General features: G+C 48.5%; 20 protein-coding genes. 7 read left to right on the top strand and 13 right to left on the bottom strand.

Annotation, left to right across the window (positions count from 1 at the left end):
- Positions 1-92 precede the first annotated feature (92 nt).
- Genes rph through QOL41_RS12495 form a run of 3 tightly spaced genes read right to left on the bottom strand, consistent with a single transcriptional unit; the run spans position 93 to position 2,385 of the window.
- Complete coding sequence (rph, locus tag QOL41_RS12505) at positions 93-818, bottom strand: ribonuclease PH (RefSeq protein WP_088628574.1); 726 nt, start codon at positions 816-818, stop codon at positions 93-95.
- An 11-nt stretch (positions 819-829) separates the two neighbouring features.
- Complete coding sequence (locus QOL41_RS12500; RefSeq protein WP_173653570.1) at positions 830-1,681, bottom strand: prephenate dehydratase; 852 nt, start codon at positions 1,679-1,681, stop codon at positions 830-832.
- Positions 1,682-1,695: 14 nt separating this feature from the next.
- Positions 1,696-2,385: a C40 family peptidase gene (locus QOL41_RS12495; RefSeq protein WP_283430028.1), complete on the bottom strand. Its 690-nt coding sequence runs from the start codon at positions 2,383-2,385 to the stop codon at positions 1,696-1,698.
- Positions 2,386-2,415: 30 nt separating this feature from the next.
- On the opposite strand from QOL41_RS12495, the gene QOL41_RS12490 reads away from it, so the two are divergent.
- The gene (locus QOL41_RS12490) at positions 2,416-3,177 is read left to right on the top strand and encodes an acid phosphatase (RefSeq protein ID WP_283430027.1); all 762 of its coding nucleotides are present in this window, start codon (positions 2,416-2,418) and stop codon (positions 3,175-3,177) included.
- Positions 3,178-3,303: 126 nt separating this feature from the next.
- On the opposite strand, the gene thrS is transcribed toward QOL41_RS12490, so the two are convergent.
- Both thrS and QOL41_RS12480 read right to left on the bottom strand, forming a co-directional pair.
- On the bottom strand, positions 3,304-5,241 hold the full coding sequence (gene thrS / locus QOL41_RS12485; RefSeq protein WP_283430026.1) for a threonine--tRNA ligase: 1,938 nt from the start codon (positions 5,239-5,241) through the stop codon (positions 3,304-3,306).
- A gap of 439 nt (positions 5,242-5,680) precedes the next feature.
- Complete coding sequence (locus QOL41_RS12480; RefSeq protein WP_283430025.1) at positions 5,681-6,181, bottom strand: hypothetical protein; 501 nt, start codon at positions 6,179-6,181, stop codon at positions 5,681-5,683.
- A gap of 101 nt (positions 6,182-6,282) precedes the next feature.
- On the opposite strand from QOL41_RS12480, the gene QOL41_RS12475 reads away from it, so the two are divergent.
- The 6 genes from QOL41_RS12475 to QOL41_RS12450 all read left to right on the top strand — a co-directional run bounded on the left by QOL41_RS12475 (position 6,283) and on the right by QOL41_RS12450 (position 12,162).
- Positions 6,283-8,616: a DUF4419 domain-containing protein gene (locus QOL41_RS12475; RefSeq protein WP_283430024.1), complete on the top strand. Its 2,334-nt coding sequence runs from the start codon at positions 6,283-6,285 to the stop codon at positions 8,614-8,616.
- Between the two features lie 37 nt (positions 8,617-8,653).
- Complete coding sequence (locus QOL41_RS12470; RefSeq protein ID WP_283430023.1) at positions 8,654-9,166, top strand: ribonuclease domain-containing protein; 513 nt, start codon at positions 8,654-8,656, stop codon at positions 9,164-9,166.
- A 323-nt stretch (positions 9,167-9,489) separates the two neighbouring features.
- On the top strand, positions 9,490-9,663 hold the full coding sequence (locus QOL41_RS12465; protein ID WP_158213015.1) for a hypothetical protein: 174 nt from the start codon (positions 9,490-9,492) through the stop codon (positions 9,661-9,663).
- Between the two features lie 41 nt (positions 9,664-9,704).
- Positions 9,705-11,354 carry an ATP-binding protein gene (locus QOL41_RS12460; RefSeq protein WP_283430022.1) on the top strand — a complete coding sequence of 550 codons (1,650 nt, stop codon included), beginning with the start codon at positions 9,705-9,707 and terminating at the stop codon, positions 11,352-11,354.
- Between the two features lie 3 nt (positions 11,355-11,357).
- Complete coding sequence (locus QOL41_RS12455) at positions 11,358-11,612, top strand: hypothetical protein (protein WP_073114676.1); 255 nt, start codon at positions 11,358-11,360, stop codon at positions 11,610-11,612.
- Positions 11,605-12,162, top strand: coding sequence for a MarR family transcriptional regulator (locus QOL41_RS12450; protein WP_283430021.1), 558 nt, complete (start codon positions 11,605-11,607; stop codon positions 12,160-12,162). Before QOL41_RS12455 ends, QOL41_RS12450 begins: the two co-directional genes overlap by 8 nt.
- Here QOL41_RS12450 and QOL41_RS12445 read toward each other — a convergent pair.
- From QOL41_RS12445 to QOL41_RS12410, 8 genes are all read right to left on the bottom strand, one after another.
- The gene (locus QOL41_RS12445) at positions 12,143-12,547 is read right to left on the bottom strand and encodes a GNAT family N-acetyltransferase (RefSeq protein WP_283430020.1); all 405 of its coding nucleotides are present in this window, start codon (positions 12,545-12,547) and stop codon (positions 12,143-12,145) included. The two genes, QOL41_RS12450 and QOL41_RS12445, sit on opposite strands and share 20 nt — an antisense overlap.
- Complete coding sequence (locus QOL41_RS12440; RefSeq protein WP_283430019.1) at positions 12,544-13,383, bottom strand: hypothetical protein; 840 nt, start codon at positions 13,381-13,383, stop codon at positions 12,544-12,546. The genes QOL41_RS12445 and QOL41_RS12440 overlap by 4 nt, the downstream gene beginning before the upstream one ends.
- Before the next feature lie 20 nt (positions 13,384-13,403).
- Complete coding sequence (locus QOL41_RS12435; RefSeq protein WP_283430018.1) at positions 13,404-14,336, bottom strand: bile acid:sodium symporter family protein; 933 nt, start codon at positions 14,334-14,336, stop codon at positions 13,404-13,406.
- Between the two features lie 53 nt (positions 14,337-14,389).
- Entirely contained in the window at positions 14,390-14,830 is a 441-nt protein-coding gene (locus tag QOL41_RS12430) for a very short patch repair endonuclease (protein ID WP_283430017.1), read from the bottom strand.
- Between the two features lie 96 nt (positions 14,831-14,926).
- On the bottom strand, positions 14,927-16,516 hold the full coding sequence (locus QOL41_RS12425; RefSeq protein ID WP_283430016.1) for a family 8 glycosyl hydrolase: 1,590 nt from the start codon (positions 16,514-16,516) through the stop codon (positions 14,927-14,929).
- Positions 16,517-16,655: 139 nt separating this feature from the next.
- Positions 16,656-17,423, bottom strand: coding sequence for a tetratricopeptide repeat protein (locus QOL41_RS12420; RefSeq protein ID WP_283430015.1), 768 nt, complete (start codon positions 17,421-17,423; stop codon positions 16,656-16,658).
- Position 17,424: 1 nt separating this feature from the next.
- Positions 17,425-19,233 (bottom strand): BatD family protein, encoded by a 1,809-nt coding sequence (locus QOL41_RS12415; RefSeq protein ID WP_283430014.1) that lies wholly within the window; start codon positions 19,231-19,233, stop codon positions 17,425-17,427.
- A 424-nt stretch (positions 19,234-19,657) separates the two neighbouring features.
- The gene (locus tag QOL41_RS12410) at positions 19,658-20,692 is read right to left on the bottom strand and encodes a radical SAM protein (protein WP_283430013.1); all 1,035 of its coding nucleotides are present in this window, start codon (positions 20,690-20,692) and stop codon (positions 19,658-19,660) included.
- Positions 20,693-20,767: the final 75 nt, after the last annotated feature.

Here is a 20,767-nt window from a genome sequence, read left to right as displayed (position 1 = left end):
CTGGTGTAAAAACCAGGCTTTTTTATGAATGCGATAGAGCCGAGCGGTCTCTTGTGAGTCGCAAGCGACTCATCTTAATGAGTCGTTGCCTTTTACGGCAGTTCGCCGCCGATCAATTCCATCTGCTTTTTGTAGATGTCCTTGCAAGCGTTTTCGCCGAGGTCAAGGAGCGTGTTGAGCATGTTGCGGTCAAAGCTGGCGTGTTCGCCAGTGCCCTGCACTTCGATGAAGTTCTTGGCGTCTTGCATGACCACGTTCATGTCGACATCGGCTGCGGAATCTTCTACATAGCAGAGGTCGCAAAGCGGTTTGCCCGCAACAACGCCGACAGAAATTGCCGTAATGCCGTGCTGCAGGATTTGTGCGGTAATGCCGAGGCGTTCTTTGATTTTCTTGAGAGCGAGCGCAAGGGCTACGAAGCCGCCGATAATGCTCGCGGTGCGAGTGCCACCGTCGGCTTCGATCACGTCGCAGTCGACCACGATGGCGTTTTCACCGAGGGCGGCCAGGTCGGCTGCGCCGCGCAGCGAGCGGCCCACCAGGCGCTGGATTTCTTGCGTACGGCCGCTCGCGCCCTTGCGCTCGCGTTCCACACGCTTACCCGTACTCTGCGGGAGCAGACTGTATTCAGCCGTAATCCAGCCCGTGCCTTTGCCGGCAAGCCAATCCGGAACCTTAGGGAGGAGAGTCGCGTTACAGATAACGCGGGTACGACCCATTTCAATCAGAACAGAACCGTCGGCGCTTGAAATAAAGCCCGTGGTCATTTTAAGGTTGCGGTATTCGTCAAACTTTCTGTCGGTACGTTCGTAAGCCATAATTCTACCTCTTAGTATTTCAAAGTCTCGATTACGCCTTTCTTGAAGGTGCCCAGAATGTACATCTGGCTCGTGTAATTCTTGAGTTCTACAAGGGCTTCTTTTGCTCGGTCTTCGTTCACGTTTGCTTCGAACGAAACGTGGAAAATGTATTCCCACGGTTTGTCCGGGTGCGGGCGGCTTTCGCAACGGGTCAAGTTGATGCCGCGCTTGGCAAAGCAACCCAGCGCATTGTAGAGTGCGCCCACGGCGTTATTGTCAGCCAGTTCGAATAGCATGGTCGTCTTGGCGCCTTCAATGGTATCGAAGGCTGCGGGAATTTTTTGAATCCCGTAGAAACGCGTGAAGTTCGTGCCCTTCAAGTTTTCAAGGCCTGCTTTCAGAATGTCCAAGTTGTAAATCTTTGCGGCGTAGGCGCTTGCGATGGCGCCTTCGTCTTTAGCCTTGCGAGCGGCAAGTTCTTCGGCAGAGCCTGCGGTATCGAAAGCCGGAACCGCCTTAATCTGCGGGTTTTCGGCAAAGAATTTGGAACACTGCGCAAGAGCCTGCGGGTGGCTGTAAACGCGCTTCAGGTCGCCAAGCTTGACACCAGGCATCACGCACAAGGTGTGCTCGATGCGAAGCATGACTTCGCCCACAATGCGGTGGCGCCACTTGTACAGCAAATCGTAGTTTGCCTCGATGGAGCCTGCTGTCGAGTTTTCGATAGGAATGGCACCGCCGTCGGCTTCGCCTGTTTCGATTGCTTGGTAGATTTCTTCGAAAGTGTCCATCGGGAGCGTTTCGATGTCTTCACCAAACAGATAATGCGCGGCACAGTCGCTGTAGGCGCCTTTACGGCCCTGGAATGCAATCTTTTTCATAGGTAGAAATATAACTATTTAAATCTTCTGGCGCCTTGATACTTGTGGCCCCAGTACTTGTCCTGCATGGGCGAAATCATCACGCCATGTTTGGTGCTTGCGTGAATAAATCGGCCTCCGCTCAGGTAAATGCCCACGTGGTCGATTTTCCAGAGGCTTCCGAAAAATACGAGGTCGCCTTCTTTCAGGCCGCCGCGGCTCACCGATTTCCCACGGCTGTCTTTGTACATCTTAGAGGCGCTATGGTCGAGGGCGATATTGTAGTAGCCCTTGTAAACTTGCATCACGTATCCAGAGCAGTCCGTTTTGGTTCGGGTTGCCTTGCCGTAAACGTACTTGGCTCCCATCCATTTTCTGGCGTAGGTTTCTAGGTCGCTTTTGGGCGTTGCCTTTTTAGCGGCCTTGGCAGCCTCTTTCTTATTGATTGCGGCGCGCGCCTTTTCTACGGAATTCAGATGCTTTGTAGAGTCTTGTTGCGTAGAGTCCTGTTTTGTGGAATCCGGAGATTCGACTTGGGCCGTTTGCAGCTCTGCCTCGTCAGGAGTTTCTTCTTTAGGTAGGGTTGAAGCGGTTTCGCTTGCGGGAACGCTCTTGTAGTCGCCAATGCTTCGGTCGTAGCCCGTGCGCACCGGGAAAGAGCAACACGTAAGTCCTAAACAGAGTAGGGCTAGTAAGGGAACTACGGTTCTGAAATGAGAAAACATCAAGTGAAAAATAGTTAATATTTGAAATGTATGAACATTATCAAGAAAACCTTAGTCGCGATTGCCTTGTGTGGGACTGTCCTGTGCAGTTTTGCTGCCGATGTCAAACCCTATGTGGAAGCCGATGCGCTTCCGGACGCGCTGAACTATTACCCTGCACCTCCCGATACCATGTCGCCGCAGTTCATGTACGACATTTCGCAGTACATGTGGGGTAAAACGATGCGTCTAGACTCTGCCCGTGCAGCCCTTGCGGTGGCACAGGCGGCAGAAACCGTCGAAGAGATGGCCGCAATGTTCAGTGAACCTTTCGGGATGGAAATATCGGCAAAGAAGACGCCTGCCATCATGAACCTGCTTGAACGCGGAATCCGGACGCTCAAACAGGTGGGAAGCAAGGCCAAAAGGCACTACATGAGGCGCCGTCCTTACGACCGCTTTAACGAACCGACGCTTGTCCCCGCCGAAGAAGAAAGACTAAGAACAAATGGATCCTATCCGTCAGGACATACTATTCGTGCATGGGCGATGGCTCTGTTGCTGATTGAAGTGAACCCGGCTGCTCAGGATGCCCTGCTGAAATACGCCTACGAATGGGGACAGAGCCGCGTGATCGCAGGCTTCCACTGGCAAAGCGACGTGGATGCCTCCAAGGTGCTTGTCTCGGGCGCCTACCCGAGCTTGCATACAAACGAAATTTTTATGGCCGACATGCGCAAGGCCCAGGCCGAATTCAAGAAGCTGAAGGCCGCTTCCGGGAAACCTGCCGCAACGAAAGCCGGGAAAAAGTAAACCCGCTTACTTGATTGAGGAATATGAAAAAACGCAGGCTCAATCAAGTCTGCGTTTTAAAATTTAAGGTCGGTGAGCCTGTCGAACCGACCGAATCGGCGCTCTCTTCGGCAAGCTCAGTGAACTTTACCGCACAACCTTGCGGTCTTCTTCCGTCATCTTGAGGAAGTCAGCGACGGTCATCTGACCCTTATCCCCTTCCTTTCTCTTGTTGACAGCGATGAGACCTTCAGCCTGTTCCTTTTCGCCTACAATAATCTTGTACGGAATCTTCTGCAATTCGCACTGGCGGATCTTGTAGCCGAGCTTTTCGTTGGACTCATCCACTTCAACGCGGACGCCGGCGTTCACGAGTTCCTTCTCGACCTGCTTCGCGTAGTCAACGAACTTCTCGGAAATCGGGAGCACGCGAGCCTGAACCGGAGCGAGCCACAGCGGGAAATCGCCCATGAATTCTTCAATCAAAATGCCGAGGAAGCGTTCGATGGAACCCACGGCGGCGCGGTGCAACATCACCGGAATGTGCTTCTGGTTGTCCTTACCGACATACTCGGCACCCAGACGCTGCGGGAGGTTGAAGTCCACCTGGATGGTACCGCACTGCCAGTCACGTCCGAGGGAATCTTTCAGCGTGAATTCGAGCTTCGGGCCGTAGAAGGCACCTTCACCCGGGTTCAGGATGTAGTCGAGGCCAGCGAGCTTCGTGGCTTCGGCGAGGGCGGCTTCAGCCTTGTCCCAGATTTCGTCGGAACCCACGCGCTTTTCGGGGCGGGTGGAGAACTTCACCACGATATCGTCGAAACCGAAGTCGTGGTAGATTTCCTTGACGAGGGCGCAGAAGTCAGCCACTTCGCTTGCAATCTGGTCTTCGGTACAGAAGATGTGGGCGTCATCCTGCACAAAGCCGCGCACGCGCATCAGGCCGTGCATGGTACCGGCAGGTTCGTAACGGTGGCACTTACCGAATTCGGCAAGACGCATCGGCAAGTCACGCCAGCTGCGGAGACCCGTGTTGAAAATCTGGATGTGGCAGGGGCAGTTCATCGGCTTCACGGCCATTTCCACGTCGCCAGCCAGCGTCTTGAACATGTTCTCGTTGTACTTGTCGGCGTGGCCGGACTTGATCCACAAAGTCTTGTTCACGATTTCCGGCGTGATCACTTCGAGGTAGCCGCGACGGTCAATCTTACCGCGGATGTAGTCCTTGAGGGCGTTCACCATCTTGGTGCCCTTCGGGTGCCAGAACACCATGCCCGGAGAATGGTCTTCGATGTGGTAGAGGTCCATTTCCTTACCGATCTTGCGGTGGTCGCGCTTTTCGGCTTCTTCCAGGAACTTCAGGTAAGTTTCAAGGCCTTCCTTGTCGGCAAAGCAGGTGCCGTACACGCGGGTCAGCTGGTCGCTGTTCTGGTCGCCATGCCAGTATGCACCGGACATGGAGAGCACCTTGAAATTCTTGAGCTTGCCAGTGGAGGGCACGTGAGGACCGGCACAAAGGTCTTCAAAGTTCTTGCCCGGTTCGCCAGTCACGTAGAAGCTGAGCGTACCGTCGCTACCTTCGCGGGCGAGAGCGCGTTCAGCGTTGTCCGTCTTGTACTTGTCGCCTTCGGTGCGCTTCAGGCCATCGGCGGCGCTGACTTCGCAACGGGTAAACGGACGATCTTCCTTGATGATTTCCTTCATGCGCTTTTCGATGCGCTCGAAATCCGACTGCTGGATCGGGGTCGGTGTCATCAAATCGTAGTAGAAACCCTTTTCGATAGCCGGACCGTAGGCGAGCTTGGTGCCCGGGAACAGGTCGCAGATGGCTTCGGCAAGCACGTGGCTGCAGCTGTGACGCAGGAGCATCAGAGCATCCGGGTCGTCGTTGCTCGGCGTGATAATCTTGATGGTGCCGCTCTCGGTGAGCGGGCGCGTGAGGTCGAGGACCTTATCGCCGAGTTTGACGCCAAGCGCCTTGCGTGCAAGACCTTCGGAAATGCCCTTTGCAATTTCGAGGCCGGTGGTGCCCGATGCTACGGAACGTACGGAGCCATCGGGGAAGGTGAGTTCGATTTGAGACATAAATAATCCTTTTTGTGGGCGGTTCTCGCCCGGTTCCCCAGAAATACGACATCTGGCGGTGCGCGCAAAGATAGAATATGGTATAAGATGTGGCTAGTGGTTGGTGGTTGGTGGTTAGGGAATGTAATCGGAAATTGACCCGAAAAACGTCATTGCGAGGAATGAAATGACGAAGCAATCCATACAAAAAGGGAGGGGAAAGCCATGGTCTTTCGCTGCGCTCAATCCCCAACTGTTCGGCTCGGTCATGCCAGTTTGCAAGCAACCTGTCGCGACACTCGCCTTGGACAGTTGTCCCCTCGCTTCAACCGCCTTCGGCGTTTTCCGCTACCCCTTCTAGCGGACGCTCAGTCGCCGCGCCCGCAACGCCCTTCTCTCAGTTATTGTTATAATAAATAATTCGTTTCCTTCGTTACGATGTAGTATAGAATGTGAAATATTAGAATTTTCTCATTCTAAACATAGTTCTTGGTTTTGCCTTTCCGTCATCATCCGATATTGAAAAATCATAATATAAGCCTATTCCATCGGAATTTATGACGATTGAGTAATTGTCCCAATCCCATCTGCGGTCTAGCCCTTGGCGGTAATACTTTGCTACTACCCCTTGTGAACCGCCTTCATATAGAACAAAACCGATTTGATTGTCTATGAAATAGCCTACTTGAAAACGCACATAAAAATCGCCATAATTGTCTACCGCATACCATCGTTCAACGCCTCCAAAGTCACTTTCTGAAATCTGTTCGTTGCCTAAAAGAAGAATCCTATTCCTTGGGGCATCTCCGATATATCTTGATTGTACTTTGTTGGAAATAGATGCGGGCTTGGTTGAGGATGAATCTGACGATTGTGTATTAGCTGTAGTTACAGAACAAGAATCAAAACATACCAATATGGTTATGGCAAGCAGTGCTCGAATAAAAATTGCTTTCATCATTTTGACACCTTGGTTGTAAGTCAATTTCTAAATTGACCCTAATACTTTAAAGATAAATTTTGCCGCTGCAGCCGTCAATACCTTTTTCTATATTCATTTTTATGAAAAACTTTTTGCTTTCGTTCACGTTTTTACTCTCTACATTCCTCGTCGCAAGCGTTCTGCTCTCTTGCGATAGTAAACAAGCGGATAAACCGACGATTTTTTCGCATCAAATTTATGGTTTTGTCCGTGACACGAGTGCTTACGCAATGATTGTCGATACAACCGTGCATGATAGCGCATTCCGCGAAGAGACGGTCCCTGCAGAGCAAGGGGGCTTTTCGGAATATTTTGCAAGCATGCATCAAGAGAGTTCTTCTGAAACTAAGATTTTCTATGCCTATTCAGATTCTATAAGTCCGTTTGTAAAGGATCATTCCGAAAAGCCGACTTTTATAGATTTAATCGCTTTGGCCTATGCTAGGCATTATGAAATGGAAATCAGTCCAGATGATATTTGGCTGCTGATTCTAGATGGATTTCGATTACATGTAAAGAGTAATAGAGATGCTTTGAAAGACCGTTTTGTAGGGGCTGATGTTGATACGAATATTAAAGTTCAGGCAGATTGGCTGACACAGGAATCTACGCACGAAGAATGGTTTGGCGTCATTACGGATTTTTTTGACAATCTTCAAGAAAAATTGCCTGCAGAAACGGGTGCTCCGTTGCGGACGAAATTTTCGACGACAAGCCCGGTCGATTACAATATTTCCCGTTCCATGGTTATGGCCATAGCGTCTGAATATTATACGTATTCTGCTTTTACTTTATGCGGCATTCCGAAAATAAAGATAAATGGCACGAAAGAGGACTGGCTCTTATTAAGGGATTCCTTTAATAAGCTTGCGACTCGCCTTGATATGGAATGGTGGTCACAACAGTTAAATCCAATTCTCGATGAATTTGTTAAAGCTTTCGATGGGCAAAGTTCGGTCTCTTTTTGGAAGGGTATCTATAAACTATATGATCCTGAAGGCTGTGGAAATCCTAAGTTCAGTGGATGGTTTTCCAAATTCTATCCGTATTTGATGGAATTATCTGATAAAATGGAATTTAAAAAACGCACGGATTGGGAGCGTGATGTCGATTTTGAAGATTTGCCAAATGTTGTTACTTCTGTTGATGTTGAATGGAAATATTTGGGCCAAGATATTCCCTTAAAACTTTATACAGGATTTGTCGGAATTCAAGTGGATACGGCTTCGAAAATGCTGAAAGCTGCAAGAGGATACGCGTTGCGCTCGCGATGTGGCTGGTGTAATATAAAGAATGTTGCGGATACATTGACTTACATTCCTGGAAAGCTGTATCGTTTGCTGGAGATGTTGGCTATTTCGGATTCAATGAATGTCTATGACAAGAACGGGTTGGCGTTTGCAACGCATGATCGCAAAGAAATCGAAAATTTTATAAAGTCATCGAACTACGAACAAGAATATATAGATCCTTCTATACAATCCAATTTTGAAGGAAAATATAAAACGATTTTGTCGGTCAACTTGTTTAAAGATGGAAAGTTGTTGGATCACATACAGTATTTCGTTGTTCCTGAAGTGAATGCTAGCGGGATTCTTACCCTCCAAGGGGTGGTTGAAATTAAAGACAAAAAGCGTATTGAATCCTTCTTTAAGGAACGAAATATCGCCACTGATGGCGAGGTTAAGGAATTTGAAAATGAAAAATCCCTCCCGAAATTGAATTTTGATATTCTTGTGGATTCGGTTGCCCTTAAAGAAGGAACAACTCTTAGGATTGGTCTAGAAATGAGTGAATTTAAAACTGGGATAATCCGAGCCTTGAATAGTTCTATGGGTTGGCGACTCAAGAGATTGTTGTATCGCTATTATAAAGATGATTTTAATTTATCCGCAGATGCAGGAATGGGCTATAAAGAAAAAGGGCGTGTGGATGATTATGTTGCTTTGTCTTTGACGCCTGATTCCAATAGAAATTTTAAAATGGAATTGAGGGATGTGCTACATTACGGTTATATGCCTCCGAAAGTTCGTACGGATGTCGGCAATGACGAAATTGCTCAAGGAATTGTGGATTTCGTCAAGATACATCTTGCTTTTACAAGAGATTACCATATGCTCTGCAAACAGAATGGGCTGGAAGCCAAAGATTCAGTCGATATTGTCGGAACGCCATCAGCGAAGAAGAACCTTTGCAGTGAAATTAAGTTCTCGAAAGACCTTGCGACTGGCGGTGTTGTTCGCTATGAATGTATAGAATACAATAAAAAAGTGGGGGCTAGTGAAAGAGTTGTCCCTCGCTATAATAATGAGTATTTTAACAAGCGTCATGACGTATATGATTCTCGGTATAATCTCCCGATATCGCAGGTCGTTAAACTTGAAATTCCGCCGTGCTTTGTGGAAGAGAAGTAAAATTTAAAAGCCCTGCTTATTTATTAAATTTTGAAATATGAAAACCTTATCGCTATCCATCGCTCTTCTTTTTTCTGCATTCTATGTTGCGTGTTCTACGCCGACAATTTCTAGCGATGATTCCGAAGAGTGGGTTAGACCTACAAAGAATCCATCTTCCTCTAGCGTTGCAACAAAATCGATTTACGAAGCGGTGGAAGAATCCGGTTTGTATACCACGAAGGATTCTGTGGCCGCGTACCTCTGCAAGTTCGATAAATTGCCGGGCAACTATGTTGGCAAAAATGAAGGCATTTCGCTTTACGAAACAAAGACGGGGAACACCTTCTCGAAGTGGAATTTTAATCCGTGGACAACGCTTGGCGTGATGATCGGCGGTGATGTCTTTGAGAATCGCGAAGGTCTGTTGCCGAGCGGAAGTTACCACGAAGCGGATGTCGATTACTCTGCCAAGAACCGCGGAACAAAACGCTTGATTTATCAGTCTGATTGCGTAATCTATTATACCGCAGACCACTACGAGACATTTAATAAACTGGATGTCCATTGACATCGACAATCTATTTGTATATATTGTAGCTGATATTCGATAATCCTCGTGACAGTCGACATAGACCTTCGGGTCCGTACGTGCATTCGCGGCGAGGCGCATCCACCTTCTTGTTGATGCTGTTGGATAGCTGGTAGGAACACGACCTACTCGAGTGCGCTCGCTAAGGCGGGTGCCAAGTAACGCCGGGGAAAGCCCCCGCCAACAGAATCGCAAGACCATCCCATAAAAAAGAAAACAATGCCATAGTTGTCGCAAAAAATGCGACAACTGCTCAATACGCATTTTTTGCGTGTTGTTAAATCATTTTTTAAGGAGATATCATGTTCGATGAAATTTTCGGAAAATTCAACGGAGGCCCGAATCGCGGTGCTAACAACGCCATCGGGGATTTTGCCAAGGTGCTAGAAGAAAAAGATGCCGAAATCAAACGGCTTAAGGAACTGATTCTGCGTTGCCCTAAATGCGGCGCTAAACTGCGTTACCCGAGAGGATAAAAGGAGATGAAAAACTTTAATAGCGAGGCTATTTGATGACTTTGGAAGAACTCAAAAAACTGATTTCTAAAGATGAAACGAAGAATATTGAACTGAAAAAATCTACCGGCGAACTTCGAGAAGGCATGCATACGGCATGCGCCTTCCTGAATTCCGATGGCGGCGTTCTCGTTTTCGGTGTCACGCCTTCCTTGAGTATTGTTGGGCAAATCGTTTCTGAATCTACCCGTCGCGATATCGCGCAAGCGTTAGCGGGAATAGAACCTGCGGTCACCCCTGTTATTGAATATGTAGACATTCCCGACAAGGACAACCATCAAGTAATCGTACTGAGGTTCAATCCGTGGGTCTATGGGAATGACCCGTACACATTTCATGGAAGACCATACTATAGACTGGAAAGTGTCACTAAAGCAATGCCTAGGGATATGTTTGATGCTAGAATTCGGATCAACATGCCGCACAAATATTCGTGGGAAATGAGGGTGGCTGAGGGGTATTCTATAAAAGACCTTGATGTCAGCACAATTCGTGGCGTAGTCCGTCTCGGAGTCGAAGAAAAACGAATTCCGGTGGGGTCACTCAATGAGTCAATTAAAGTAATATTGAAAAAATGGAACCTGTTGGATGGCGACAATTTGCGGAACGCCGCTGTGTTTCTTTTTTCTAAGAGATTTTCGTATGATTATGAAATTCGAATGGCTCGTTTTAGAGGAACGGACAAAAATTACTTTATCGACAACCAGCAGGCTCATGGCAATTTCTTTGAACTGCTTGATGCGGGCATGTCGTTCTTTTTCAAGCATCTTTCTCTTAGCGGAGAAATCAAGGGGTTTAAAAGGGAAGAACACCTTGATGTTCCTGCAACAGCATTGCGCGAGGCACTGATTAACGCCCTTTGCCATAGGGATTATGACATACACCAGTGCTCTATCGGCATTGCCATATATGACGACCGTATAGAAATTGAAAGCCCAGGTCTGTTGCCTCGCGAATTGACACCCAAGACTATTAAGCGGTCGCATAAGTCGTACCCACGAAACGAGATTGTTGCGACGGTTCTCTATCAAATAACATACTTAGAAAAATGGGGCTCGGGAATAAAGCGCATAATGGATGCTTGCAAAGCTGAAGGTTCTCCACAACCCTTTTGGAGTGAAGAGGGTGGCTATACCGTGGTGACGTTCCCGCTGGCTAGATTAAACGGCAGAAATGTCCTTCAAAATGTCCCTCAAAATGTCACCCAAAATGTCGCTCAAAAAGATGATGATGTCCCTAGAAGGCAGAAGGTGGAACAGGTCGTTTCTGCAAACTCCATAATATCGACAGATGCTTTAGCAACAATGTTTGGGGTAACGAAAAGAACTATTTTGCGCGATTTAAAAGACCTTGGATATGTTTGGGAAGGAACCGCTAAAAACGGACACTGGAAAACCCGAAATGTCACCCAAAATGTCACCCAAAATGTCACTCAAAATGTCGCCCAAAATGTCACCCAAGACATAGACGACTCCCCTAGAGTGCAGAAGGTTGAACAGATTATCTTAGTAGACTCAATGAAAACAAAAGAGTTTTTGGCGAAGATGTTTGGAGTAAGTACTAAGACAATTTTACGTGACCTCAAGAAGCTTGGCTATGCTTGGGAAGGTGCATCGAAAAATGGTCGCTGGGTGAAAAAAGATAGGGGGTAAGGAATGGGACATCTTGTTGGTGCGAACAAAACGCTGATTGACCATTTTGCCGGCATTGGCAATATGGTGGTCATGAAGTCACAATTTGTGACTTCACCAGATGTCATTCCCGTCTTGACCGGGAATCTCCTATTTCCATTTGACTGGAACTCTAAACGTAACGAATTCGATACCTTTAATCGAAAGTTGAAATTTTTGGCTGATTCTACGGATCATTTTGTTGGCATCAACAAAATGATAAGGAGGATATATGGCTAAAACAATAAATGAAGCTTTTTCTGAATTTATGCAAAATTCGGTAGATTTGGACCCCAAAGATGTTGTAATAGCGAGATATAGCAGGGATAATTTGCTGGAAAATATTGGTGAACTCAATTGTCGAGGTTTCTTTAGGTTGTATCCTGATGTAAATATTCAATTTGGGTCTTTTGCTCGAAAAACGAAGAAACGGCCTCTTGATCATGTGCCAGAAAAGAGCAATGTTGGCGGATTAAATGGCGGATTAAGTGGCGGATTAAGTGGCGGATTAAATGTCCCTGTAAACGGCACATTAAACGGCACATTAAATGGCACATTAATCAAGAATATAAAAGAATCGCTTAACGCATCTCAATCAAAGGTCTTTGATTTTATTATGAGAAATCCTGGCTGTATGGGAAAGGAAATCACAGGAGCCCTTGACATGCCAAGAGATACCTTCAATAAAATCATTCGCTCTTTGTTTGAAAAGAAGATTGTTGAACGCCGTGGTTCTAAAAAGACTGGCGGCTATTGGGTGAAAAAGACCCCTACGTCCACAAGCTGGTAATAAACATGGCACTCGCATCGTCGGCTTTCTTGAAGCCGCAATGCTCGTAGAAGGCGAGTTCTTCGTTGTAGGCGACAACGACTACGCGCAGGTAATCCTTGTAGATTTCCTTGACGCGTTCCACAAGTTCCTTGCCGATGCTTTGGCCCTGGTATTCGGGGCGTACGAGCAGGTAATGCACGTAGGCATTCATGATACCATCGTCCATGGCGCAGATCATGCCGACAAGCTTATCGCCGTCCCAGGCCGAAATGACGGTCTTGAAGTTCTTCATCGCAATGACGAGCTTGTCGGGGAAATGTCCCGAGGACCATTCGACAGAGAGGAAAAGATTCTTTAAATCCTGTTCTGAAAAATCGTGTATGTCTTTGTATTCGATGTTCATATTTTACTAGAGGTGTGATATTGTCTTAATTGTTTCCTGATGAGACGAATCTCAATCGCGGTCGCTTTTTTCTGGTCGACAAGTTCCTTTTTCCCGCCTTCTACCTTATACATCTTGTGATTCTCAATAAGAATCTCTTTGAGCGTTTGTTTTCTTACATCAAAATATTGAAAACGGTTCTCGTTTATGTGTTCAATGTCGTAAAGATGCTCGATGAGGTGAGAGTTGTATTCGGACATTTTGTGAGAGAAAAACTTCCTAGAAATGCCTATAATCTCCGCTATGTAGTCATATGGTTTTGCTAGGTCAATGAGCTTCTTTAGAGGCCAGCAATTCCCCATGTCGCTAGATAGTTCGTAGTAATCCCTGTAGTAGTCTTCGTAAACAGGGGGAGGGATGATGGTTTTGGGATATGTGTTGAGAAAATCAATCTCTTCGGGAACGATTAGGCTGAAATTGACCTTGTCAAAAAGTTTGTAGACTAGCTCAATCTTCTTGTTTAGTTTCTTTTTAACCTTGGGCTCGTTTGTTTTGGCTGTCGTGACTTCCCACCAATAAAGGGTTCCGTGGTCGTCCAACCCCAGAATGTCGAATTCGGCAAGGTCAATGTCGTGTTGGGTGTAGTATATGGATCCGTTGTTCCTGTATACAAATCCGTTTATAAGTTTTGACTTTTGTGTTTTTGAAAGGATGATGTGAATGTCGGGATTGTCGCTTATGATTTTGTCGTAACAGTAGTATTCGTAAATATGGCTATTCAGTATTAGACGGGTTGTTTCTATACCCGTCTTCTTCCATTTGTCGAGAGTCTTTTTTAGAGAAATTTTTTGCGACATTTGTCCTCTGCGAAATCTTTTTATTCCTTTCGGCGATAAACGTTCGCGAGAATCGCGCCGGAGATGTTATGCCACACGGAGAAGATGGCGCCGGGAACAGTCGCCATCGCAAGTGACGAGAATGCGGTGCTCGCAAGGCTTGTAGCAAGTCCGGAATTCTGCATGCCGATTTCGATGGAAAGCGCCTTCGTCTTGGGTGTTGAGAATTTTAGCAACTTGCCGAGGCCAAAACCGCAGCCGTAGCCGAGCAGGTTGTGGAGAATTACCACGGCGAATACGATTGCGCCGGTAGAGAGAATCTTCGAAGCATTGTGCGAGACAACTGCAGCCACAATCATCGCAATCGCAATCACGGAAACGAGCGGTAACACCTTCACAGCGCGGGCTGTCCACTTGCTGAAAAATTTGTTGATGACGAACCCAAGCGCAATCGGCACAATCACGACCTTCACGATAGAAAGGAACATCGCCATCACATCCACGTTCACGGTGGTGCGCAAAAGCAGGTAGGTGATTGCCGGCGTCAGCACAGGCGCAAGCAACGTGTTTACGCTAGTCATGCCCACGGAGAGCGCCACGTCGCCTTTCGAAAGATAAGTGATGACGTTACTGGAGGTGCCGCCCGGGCATGTGCCTACGAGAACAACGCCCGCCATCAATGCGGCGTCAAGTCCGAACGCCTTGGAAAGCAAAAATGCAAGGGCTGGCATCACGATAAACTGCGCTGCACACCCGATGGAAATTTCTTTCGGCCGAGCAAATACAAGTGCAAAGTCGCTCAACTTTAGCGTAAGCCCCATGCCGAACATCACGACCATCAGCAGGTAATTCACCCACGAGAGCTCAATCCAAAGCGTCGATTTCGGGATGAACAACGAGAGCGCCGCAATGGCCAAGACGGCAACGGCCATCCACTTTCCAACGAATTCACTGATCTTTTCGAGAATGTGCATTTTAAAACCTTCTTAAATCAACAAAAAAGATAATCTAATTTCCTGCCCACGTTTCAAATCTCAATAGTTTCTTCGTCGCTTGTGATGAATGCTTTGAGCCGTTCAATGGTGTGGTCAAAATCGTTCTTGATAGAACATTCCCAAACGGTGGCGACGCGGTAGCCTTGTAGCGAAAGTTTCCAGTTCGTTTTGATGTCGCGAACGGTGTTGTTCGTGAACTTTTCGTTCCAAAATTCGGGATTGCTTTTGGGGCGACTCGTGAACTTGCAGCCGTGTTGGTGCCAGAAACAACCGTTGATAAAGATGACCACGCCGTATTTAAGAATATACAGGTCGGGCGTGCCCGGCAAATCGCGGCGGTGGAGTCTGTAACGCAGGCCCGCTTTAAAAAGCGCCCGGCGTACCAAAATTTCTGGCTTGGTATCTTCCGAATGGACCGCCTGCATCATTTGCGAGCGGTTCATGGGTGCGCGCTTTTTTTGGCGATTAGCCATTACAAATTTCCTTGTCTGTCTCCATGTTTATAATATAAAAAAGGCGGGAGAAACTCCCGCCTTTGCTTTTTTGCTTGTAGGCTCTTGTGACCGCGTTTATTTTGCTAGCACTTTTCTGCCGTAGTACATGCCGTGACGGGCTTTGCTCGAATTGTTGACCTTGCAACCCTTCAAGTCGTAGTTACGTTGCATCTTGTATTCGGCGGTGCGTGCGATGCTGCGGTGAATGGCTTCTGTAGAATCGGTGACGGTCGTGTCGCCAGTAACCACGCTGTCTGCGGGCTGTTCGGCGGCCTTAAGGAACGTGACTTTATAAAGCTGGCAATCTTCGAACCAGTCGATGGTATCACCTTCTTTGTATGCGACTCCGTTGATTTCTTGGGCTTCCATTTCCTTGTCTTTAATGACCTTCGGCTTGGGTTTCCAAATCTTGAAGTTTCCGGTCAAGTGGAGCATGGCCAGGTAATGCACCAAGCCGTCATAGTAACGTTGGCTGCCTACAATGGGCTTTGCGTCCCATGCCTTCTGCAATACCTTCTTGACCAAATCCTTGTAGCTATCTTCTTTCAGCAAAGCGTAAGTTGCTACAGCGTTTGCGCCGGCCTGACCAATTGTGAAATCGCCATAACCGTTGGTGCCGTCCCAGTTAAAGTGTCCGTGCTTGTAGCCGTCCCTCTCGAAAAAGTCGGTGATGACCTTCGCAATCTTTGTCTGGCGTTCTGCATCGGCGCCGAACAGGTAGTAATCCATGCCATAGTTCATGGGGCAACGAATAGCGTCAAAGGCGTATCTTGTGGAATTTTCGCTGAATGCGTAATGCGGAGTGCCGTCGAAGTTGCTGTAGTCGCTGCACAAGCCCGACTGCGAATTGGCGGAATTATAGATGTGGTCTCTGGTGGCCTTCGTGGCCTTTTGCCATTTGTCTTTGTTGGTGTCGGACCAACGGCTGAACAAATCTACGAATGCGGGCAAGCTGTAAGAGGCGTCTCCCCAGGTGTTGTTGCCGTCAGACGGCTGGAAGGTCGCAATGTAGGATTGCTCGCTGTACAAAGATTGACCATTGCCTTTCCAGCAGGCTTTCAGAATGCTCTGTGCGTCCTTCATGTAGTTGGCGTCGTCCCAGCGGTTGGCAGCAAACAGGAGCGACATCATGAAATAGATTTCTCCGTCGGGAGCGTTACCCCAGTCGCGCACGGAACCGTCGCGGTTTGCCTGCCAAGCGAAATAGCCGGAGCCCCCTGTAGCAGGGTCTTTCCACATGTGTTTCTTGGCCCAATTCCAGAGTTTGTCGAATTGTTCTCTGTGATTGGTCTGCACGGCAATCATCATGCCGTAGCTCATGCCTTCGGAACGAATATCGTTGTTGTTGATGTCGACGATGTAGCCACCGTCGTAATCTTCGTAATACACGGTCTTATCGTTCTGGCCGCCAAAATAATGGTTCCAGAGTTCATCTAGCTTATCTTTGATGTCTTGGTCGGTCTTACCGAGAACCGTCTTGAAGGGGCTTGTGTAATCGCCGGTGTAGTAGGCGCCCGTGTAATTTTTATCGTCGCAATCCGGGCCGTAGTAGGCGCCGTTTTCGTCGAAGAATTTTACGGGAGTGACTTTGTCTTGCGCGTTTGATGCCGCAAAAAAGCCCAAAGTCAAGACAGAGATGATGGCCGAAAGAGAAGTGTTTTTCATACTAAGAAAAATACCTGCCCGTTGGCCGTGGCGCAATAAATAACAAGTTATTTGCGTTGTACCGATTTAAACGCCGAAATTAGGGACTATTCGGCAAAAGCGTGTTAGAATTTTTTGTGCAAACGAATAAACGTTTCTTCTACTTTACGATTCCGACGTCGCTCGTTTTGACAAAACCGCGGATTTTTTCACCGAGGCGGATTTCGACGAAACCGCCCTGTTCCGAAAGCACTTCGAATGTGGTACCTTCAGAAAGCGTGTTCAGCGTTTGCGATTTGTTGTTCGGGGCGCTGGTCACGTCGGCATCCTTGGCGGTTACGACGCCTTCGATGTCGGTTTCGGCAACAAAAATCTTGTAGCCGGCACTCATGGCGATAATGCAGAAAATGCTAGACAGCGCAAACATGGCGCCAATCAGCACGTTCTTTGCCCTACCGCTACGACTGATGCGTCTTGCGATTGCGGCGAGTGCAATTGCCCAGAAAATCCCGAGCAATACCCACATTTGCGTCCTTAAAGAAAGCGCATGGTGGGCTTTGAAAAGTCCTGCCAAAAGCGGGTTTTCTTCGCCGTCTTCTTCAACCTTGTCGCGGGTCATGGCCTGCGCGTACTTGAGGTTGTGAATAATGTCGTCGTTATTGGGGGCGAGGCGCAGAGCCGACTTGTAATAGTAAATGGCGAAACCGATCTTGCCTTCTCTAAAGTAGGCGTTGCCCAAGTTGTAGTAGAGGTCCGAATTTTCGGTGCCGTTGTCAACGCAGGTGCGCCATTCGTCAATGGCTCGCTCGAATTCGCCTTCGTTATAATAGACGACGCCGGATTCAATTCCGTTGCAATGATCTGCCGCAAAACCTGCTGTCGCCAAAGCGACCATCATGGCGAAAAAGATAAATACTTTCATTTTCATATTATACCTTCAATCCTTCGCACAATTTTTCGACATCTTTCAACATTTGTTCCTGTTCGTCCTTGGTCGGATTCACCGGAGCAAAACGCGCGAACGCGCACTTTTCAAGCCAGCTGTCAATGGCGGCAATCGTTTCGGCCTTAATACCAAGCTTGGCCAGTTCTTCCTTCATTTGCGGACGGGTCATGCCCTTGAATTCCAGGTTGGTCTTGTCGCTTAGGTAATCAATCAAACCGTTTTCGAGGGCGGCGTAAAGTGCCTTGGCGTCGCCCTTCTTTAAGGCTTCGCGGGCGTTTGCAAAACGGGCCTTGAGCATCTTGTCGGCCTTGCCCTTACGCACCAGGGCGGCATCGCTGTTGTGCTTGCGGCGGCTGCGCACGGCAAACGTTACAATCAAGTAGAACGGAATCGCGGCGGCAAAAATCACCCAGTAAAGAAAGCTCTTGTAGGGGGCGGTTGAGTCGCTGGCGTCGTTCACCTTGTGAATAAAGCGAATGTCGGAACCCAGCGATTCAATTTCTTGTTTTTGCACGGCAGCGGGGCCTTGGGCGACCGGCGCTTGGAAGATAGCCTCGGCAGCGGCTTCACCCTTTTCTACGACGACGTTCCAGGGGCCAGCCTTAGCGGTTTCGTACTTCTTTTTGCTTGGGTTGAACCAAGAGTAAGAAATTTCGGGAATGGTGAATTCGCCCTTCTTTTTGGGGTACAGGAACACGCGAATGTTTTTGGTGGTCACTACCTTGTTGCCGACAATCTTCTTGTTGATTTCGTTTTCGGGCGGCACCGAGCGGAACTCGCCGAAGTCGGGGAGCTTGGGGTCGGTAATGGATCCAGGCAGACCGTCACCCTTGATGTTGATGGTGAGAGTCATTGCTTCGCCGACCTTGAGGTTGGTGCGGTCGAAGTCTGCGTTAAAGGTGTAGCTACCGACCATGCCGCTAAAGTTGGCGGGCTTGCCTTCGGTAGGCAGCGGCTTTACCGTAATGTTCACCGTGGGGGTTTGCGTTTCGGTTTCGACAGATTCCTGACGAATCGATTGAGCATGGAACGACATGCCGCCCATTTGCTTTTTCTCTTCGACTACCTTGGGTTCGCCGCGCTTGGTGTACTTGAACTTGAACGGCGGAATTTGCAGGTTGCCGCTCTTGGTGGGGCTGAGCCATGCGAACTTGGCGCTTGCCTGCATTTCGCGGCGGCTGCCTTCGACCGGTTCGAACTTCATGTTCGAAAGATCGCTACGGTGTACAATAAAATCGTCGCCCGTGTTCATGTCGGTGGCCTGCAGGCCGCCTTCAAAGTGTTCGTAGGTGTGGAATCCGAGCGTCACGCTGAACTGTTCGCCTTCGTAAATGGACTTTTTGCTCGGAGTCAGGCTAACGGCCAGAGCGTCGTCGGTGTAGGCGCGCTGAATGGTAATAGGAACATCGCCGGTAAGGTTGCGTTTTTGTCCGTCGATGGTCAAGAAAATCTGTCCGACGCTGAGTCGGCCCGTCTTTTTCGGGGCTTTCAGCTTAAAGGTGTAAACGCGGGCTTTGTAACCGCCGCGACTTCCGCCACTGAAAAACGAATTGAACATGTCTTCCATGCTGGGGCGAATCACCTGGTCGGTACTGTCGATTCCCATGAGGGTGAATCCGTTTGCAGGTTCCATCTGCAAATCGCTACGGTTTTCAGGAAGTTCTGCTAAAGGGAATACGAGCTGGAGTCCAAAGGTCTTGCCCGATTCCACGCGTTCCCGGTCCACTTGCAGGGACGGCCGTGCAGATACGCACAGGGCAGCGGCTAGGCAAAATAAGATAATTCGTTTCATGCCCCAAATTTACCAAATTTTAGCCTGAAAAACAAAGAAAAGGGGGGAGGTCTCCCCCTCGCTACAGCCTTCGTCTTTCGCTACCCCCTCTGCGGGCACATCCCGCAACGCCCTGAAAGAAGGAAATGAAATTTTTGGAAAAAAGTCGCTGAATATATACTTTTTCCCCTTGACGCGTTAGTAAATTTTTGTTAAATTTGGCGCGCTGTTAAAAAATGGCGATAAAACGTCGAAAATAAAGGATGGAAGGAAATATGTACTGCATTCTCGCTGCCCTGCTGGTCAAGAGCTTCAAGAAGTACGCCAAGCGCGCTTAATTCGCCGCCTGGCTATTTTTTTTAGTTTTTCTCTCTCTGGTGATTAACCGGTTACGCTTCTATGGCTGACCGGTGTTTTTTTTGCCCAAATTGAGGCGAAATTTGCCTTAATCGAAGTTAAGGGAGCGGCGGTAGGGGGTAAAACCGGCGTTTTTGATGAAATTTTCGGCTTGTTCGATGGTCGTGAGGCCGTGGTTCTGGAGCACGTTTTCTTCGATGACGATGCTGTTGATGTCGTCGGCGCCGCAGTGCAGCCCGAGTTCACCTAAAGAAAGCCCCATGCCGAGGAGCGAAACTTCGATATGCGGGATGTTGTCGAGGTACAGGCGCGAAAGCGCCAGAAGCTTGAGGTATTCGTCGCCGCGCACGTGGCGGATCGGGAACTTGTCGGTTTGCGGCTGGAATGTCCAGACCACAAAACTCTTGAACCCGTTTGCAATATCTTGAGTCTTGCGCACGTAATCCAGATGCTCGATGATTTCTTCGGGCGTCTCGACGCTACCGAAAACGATGTTTGCGCTGCCGGGGAGCCCTTTCTTGTGGCAGGCGGCAAGCGTGTCGCACCAGACTTGGGCGGGCAACTTTTTCGGGCTCAGGATTTGGCGCATGCGGTCGGAGAGAATCTCGGCGCCGGCACCCGGAACGGAACTGAGACCTGCGTCCTTAAGAATATCTAGCAGCTCGTCGAGCGAAATTCCGTTGAATTCGGCGATGCGCACCAGTTCCACTGGCGAAAAACCGCGAACTTTTACGCCCATTTCCTGTGTAAGCATTTTCAGGACATCGGTGTAGTAGCTGAGCGGAATGTCCTTATTCACGCCGCCCTGCAGAAAAATCTGGTCGGCGCCCTTGGCTTTTGCTTCAAGGGTCTTCTGGCGGATTTCGTCCAAACTAAGCACGTAGGCTTCTGGGCTATGCGCCGGGCGGCAAAAGCTGCAAAAACTGCAAGTGATTTCGCAGACATTCGTGTAGTTGATGATGCGGAAAGCCGTGTAGCCCACCTTGTTGCCGGGGTTTATGCGGTGGCGCACGATATCGGCGGCCTCGGTCACCTCGGTCCACGGGGCGTTCTTCAGAATGTCGAGTGCTTCGGCGGGGGAGAGGCGGTTGCCTTCGATTGCTTTTTGCAAAAGGGAATTCATCGACGAGTAAGATAGAATTTATTCGCCCTATCATTGCCACACGGATTCGATTTTGCCAACGCAAAATCTAGATAT

Origin of the sequence: Fibrobacter sp. UWB10 (assembly GCF_900182935.1) — a bacterium.
Taxonomy (GTDB): domain Bacteria; phylum Fibrobacterota; class Fibrobacteria; order Fibrobacterales; family Fibrobacteraceae; genus Fibrobacter; species Fibrobacter succinogenes_O.
The sequence above is the reverse complement of the archived record's forward strand: the minus strand, read 5'-3'. Positions and strand labels throughout refer to the sequence as shown.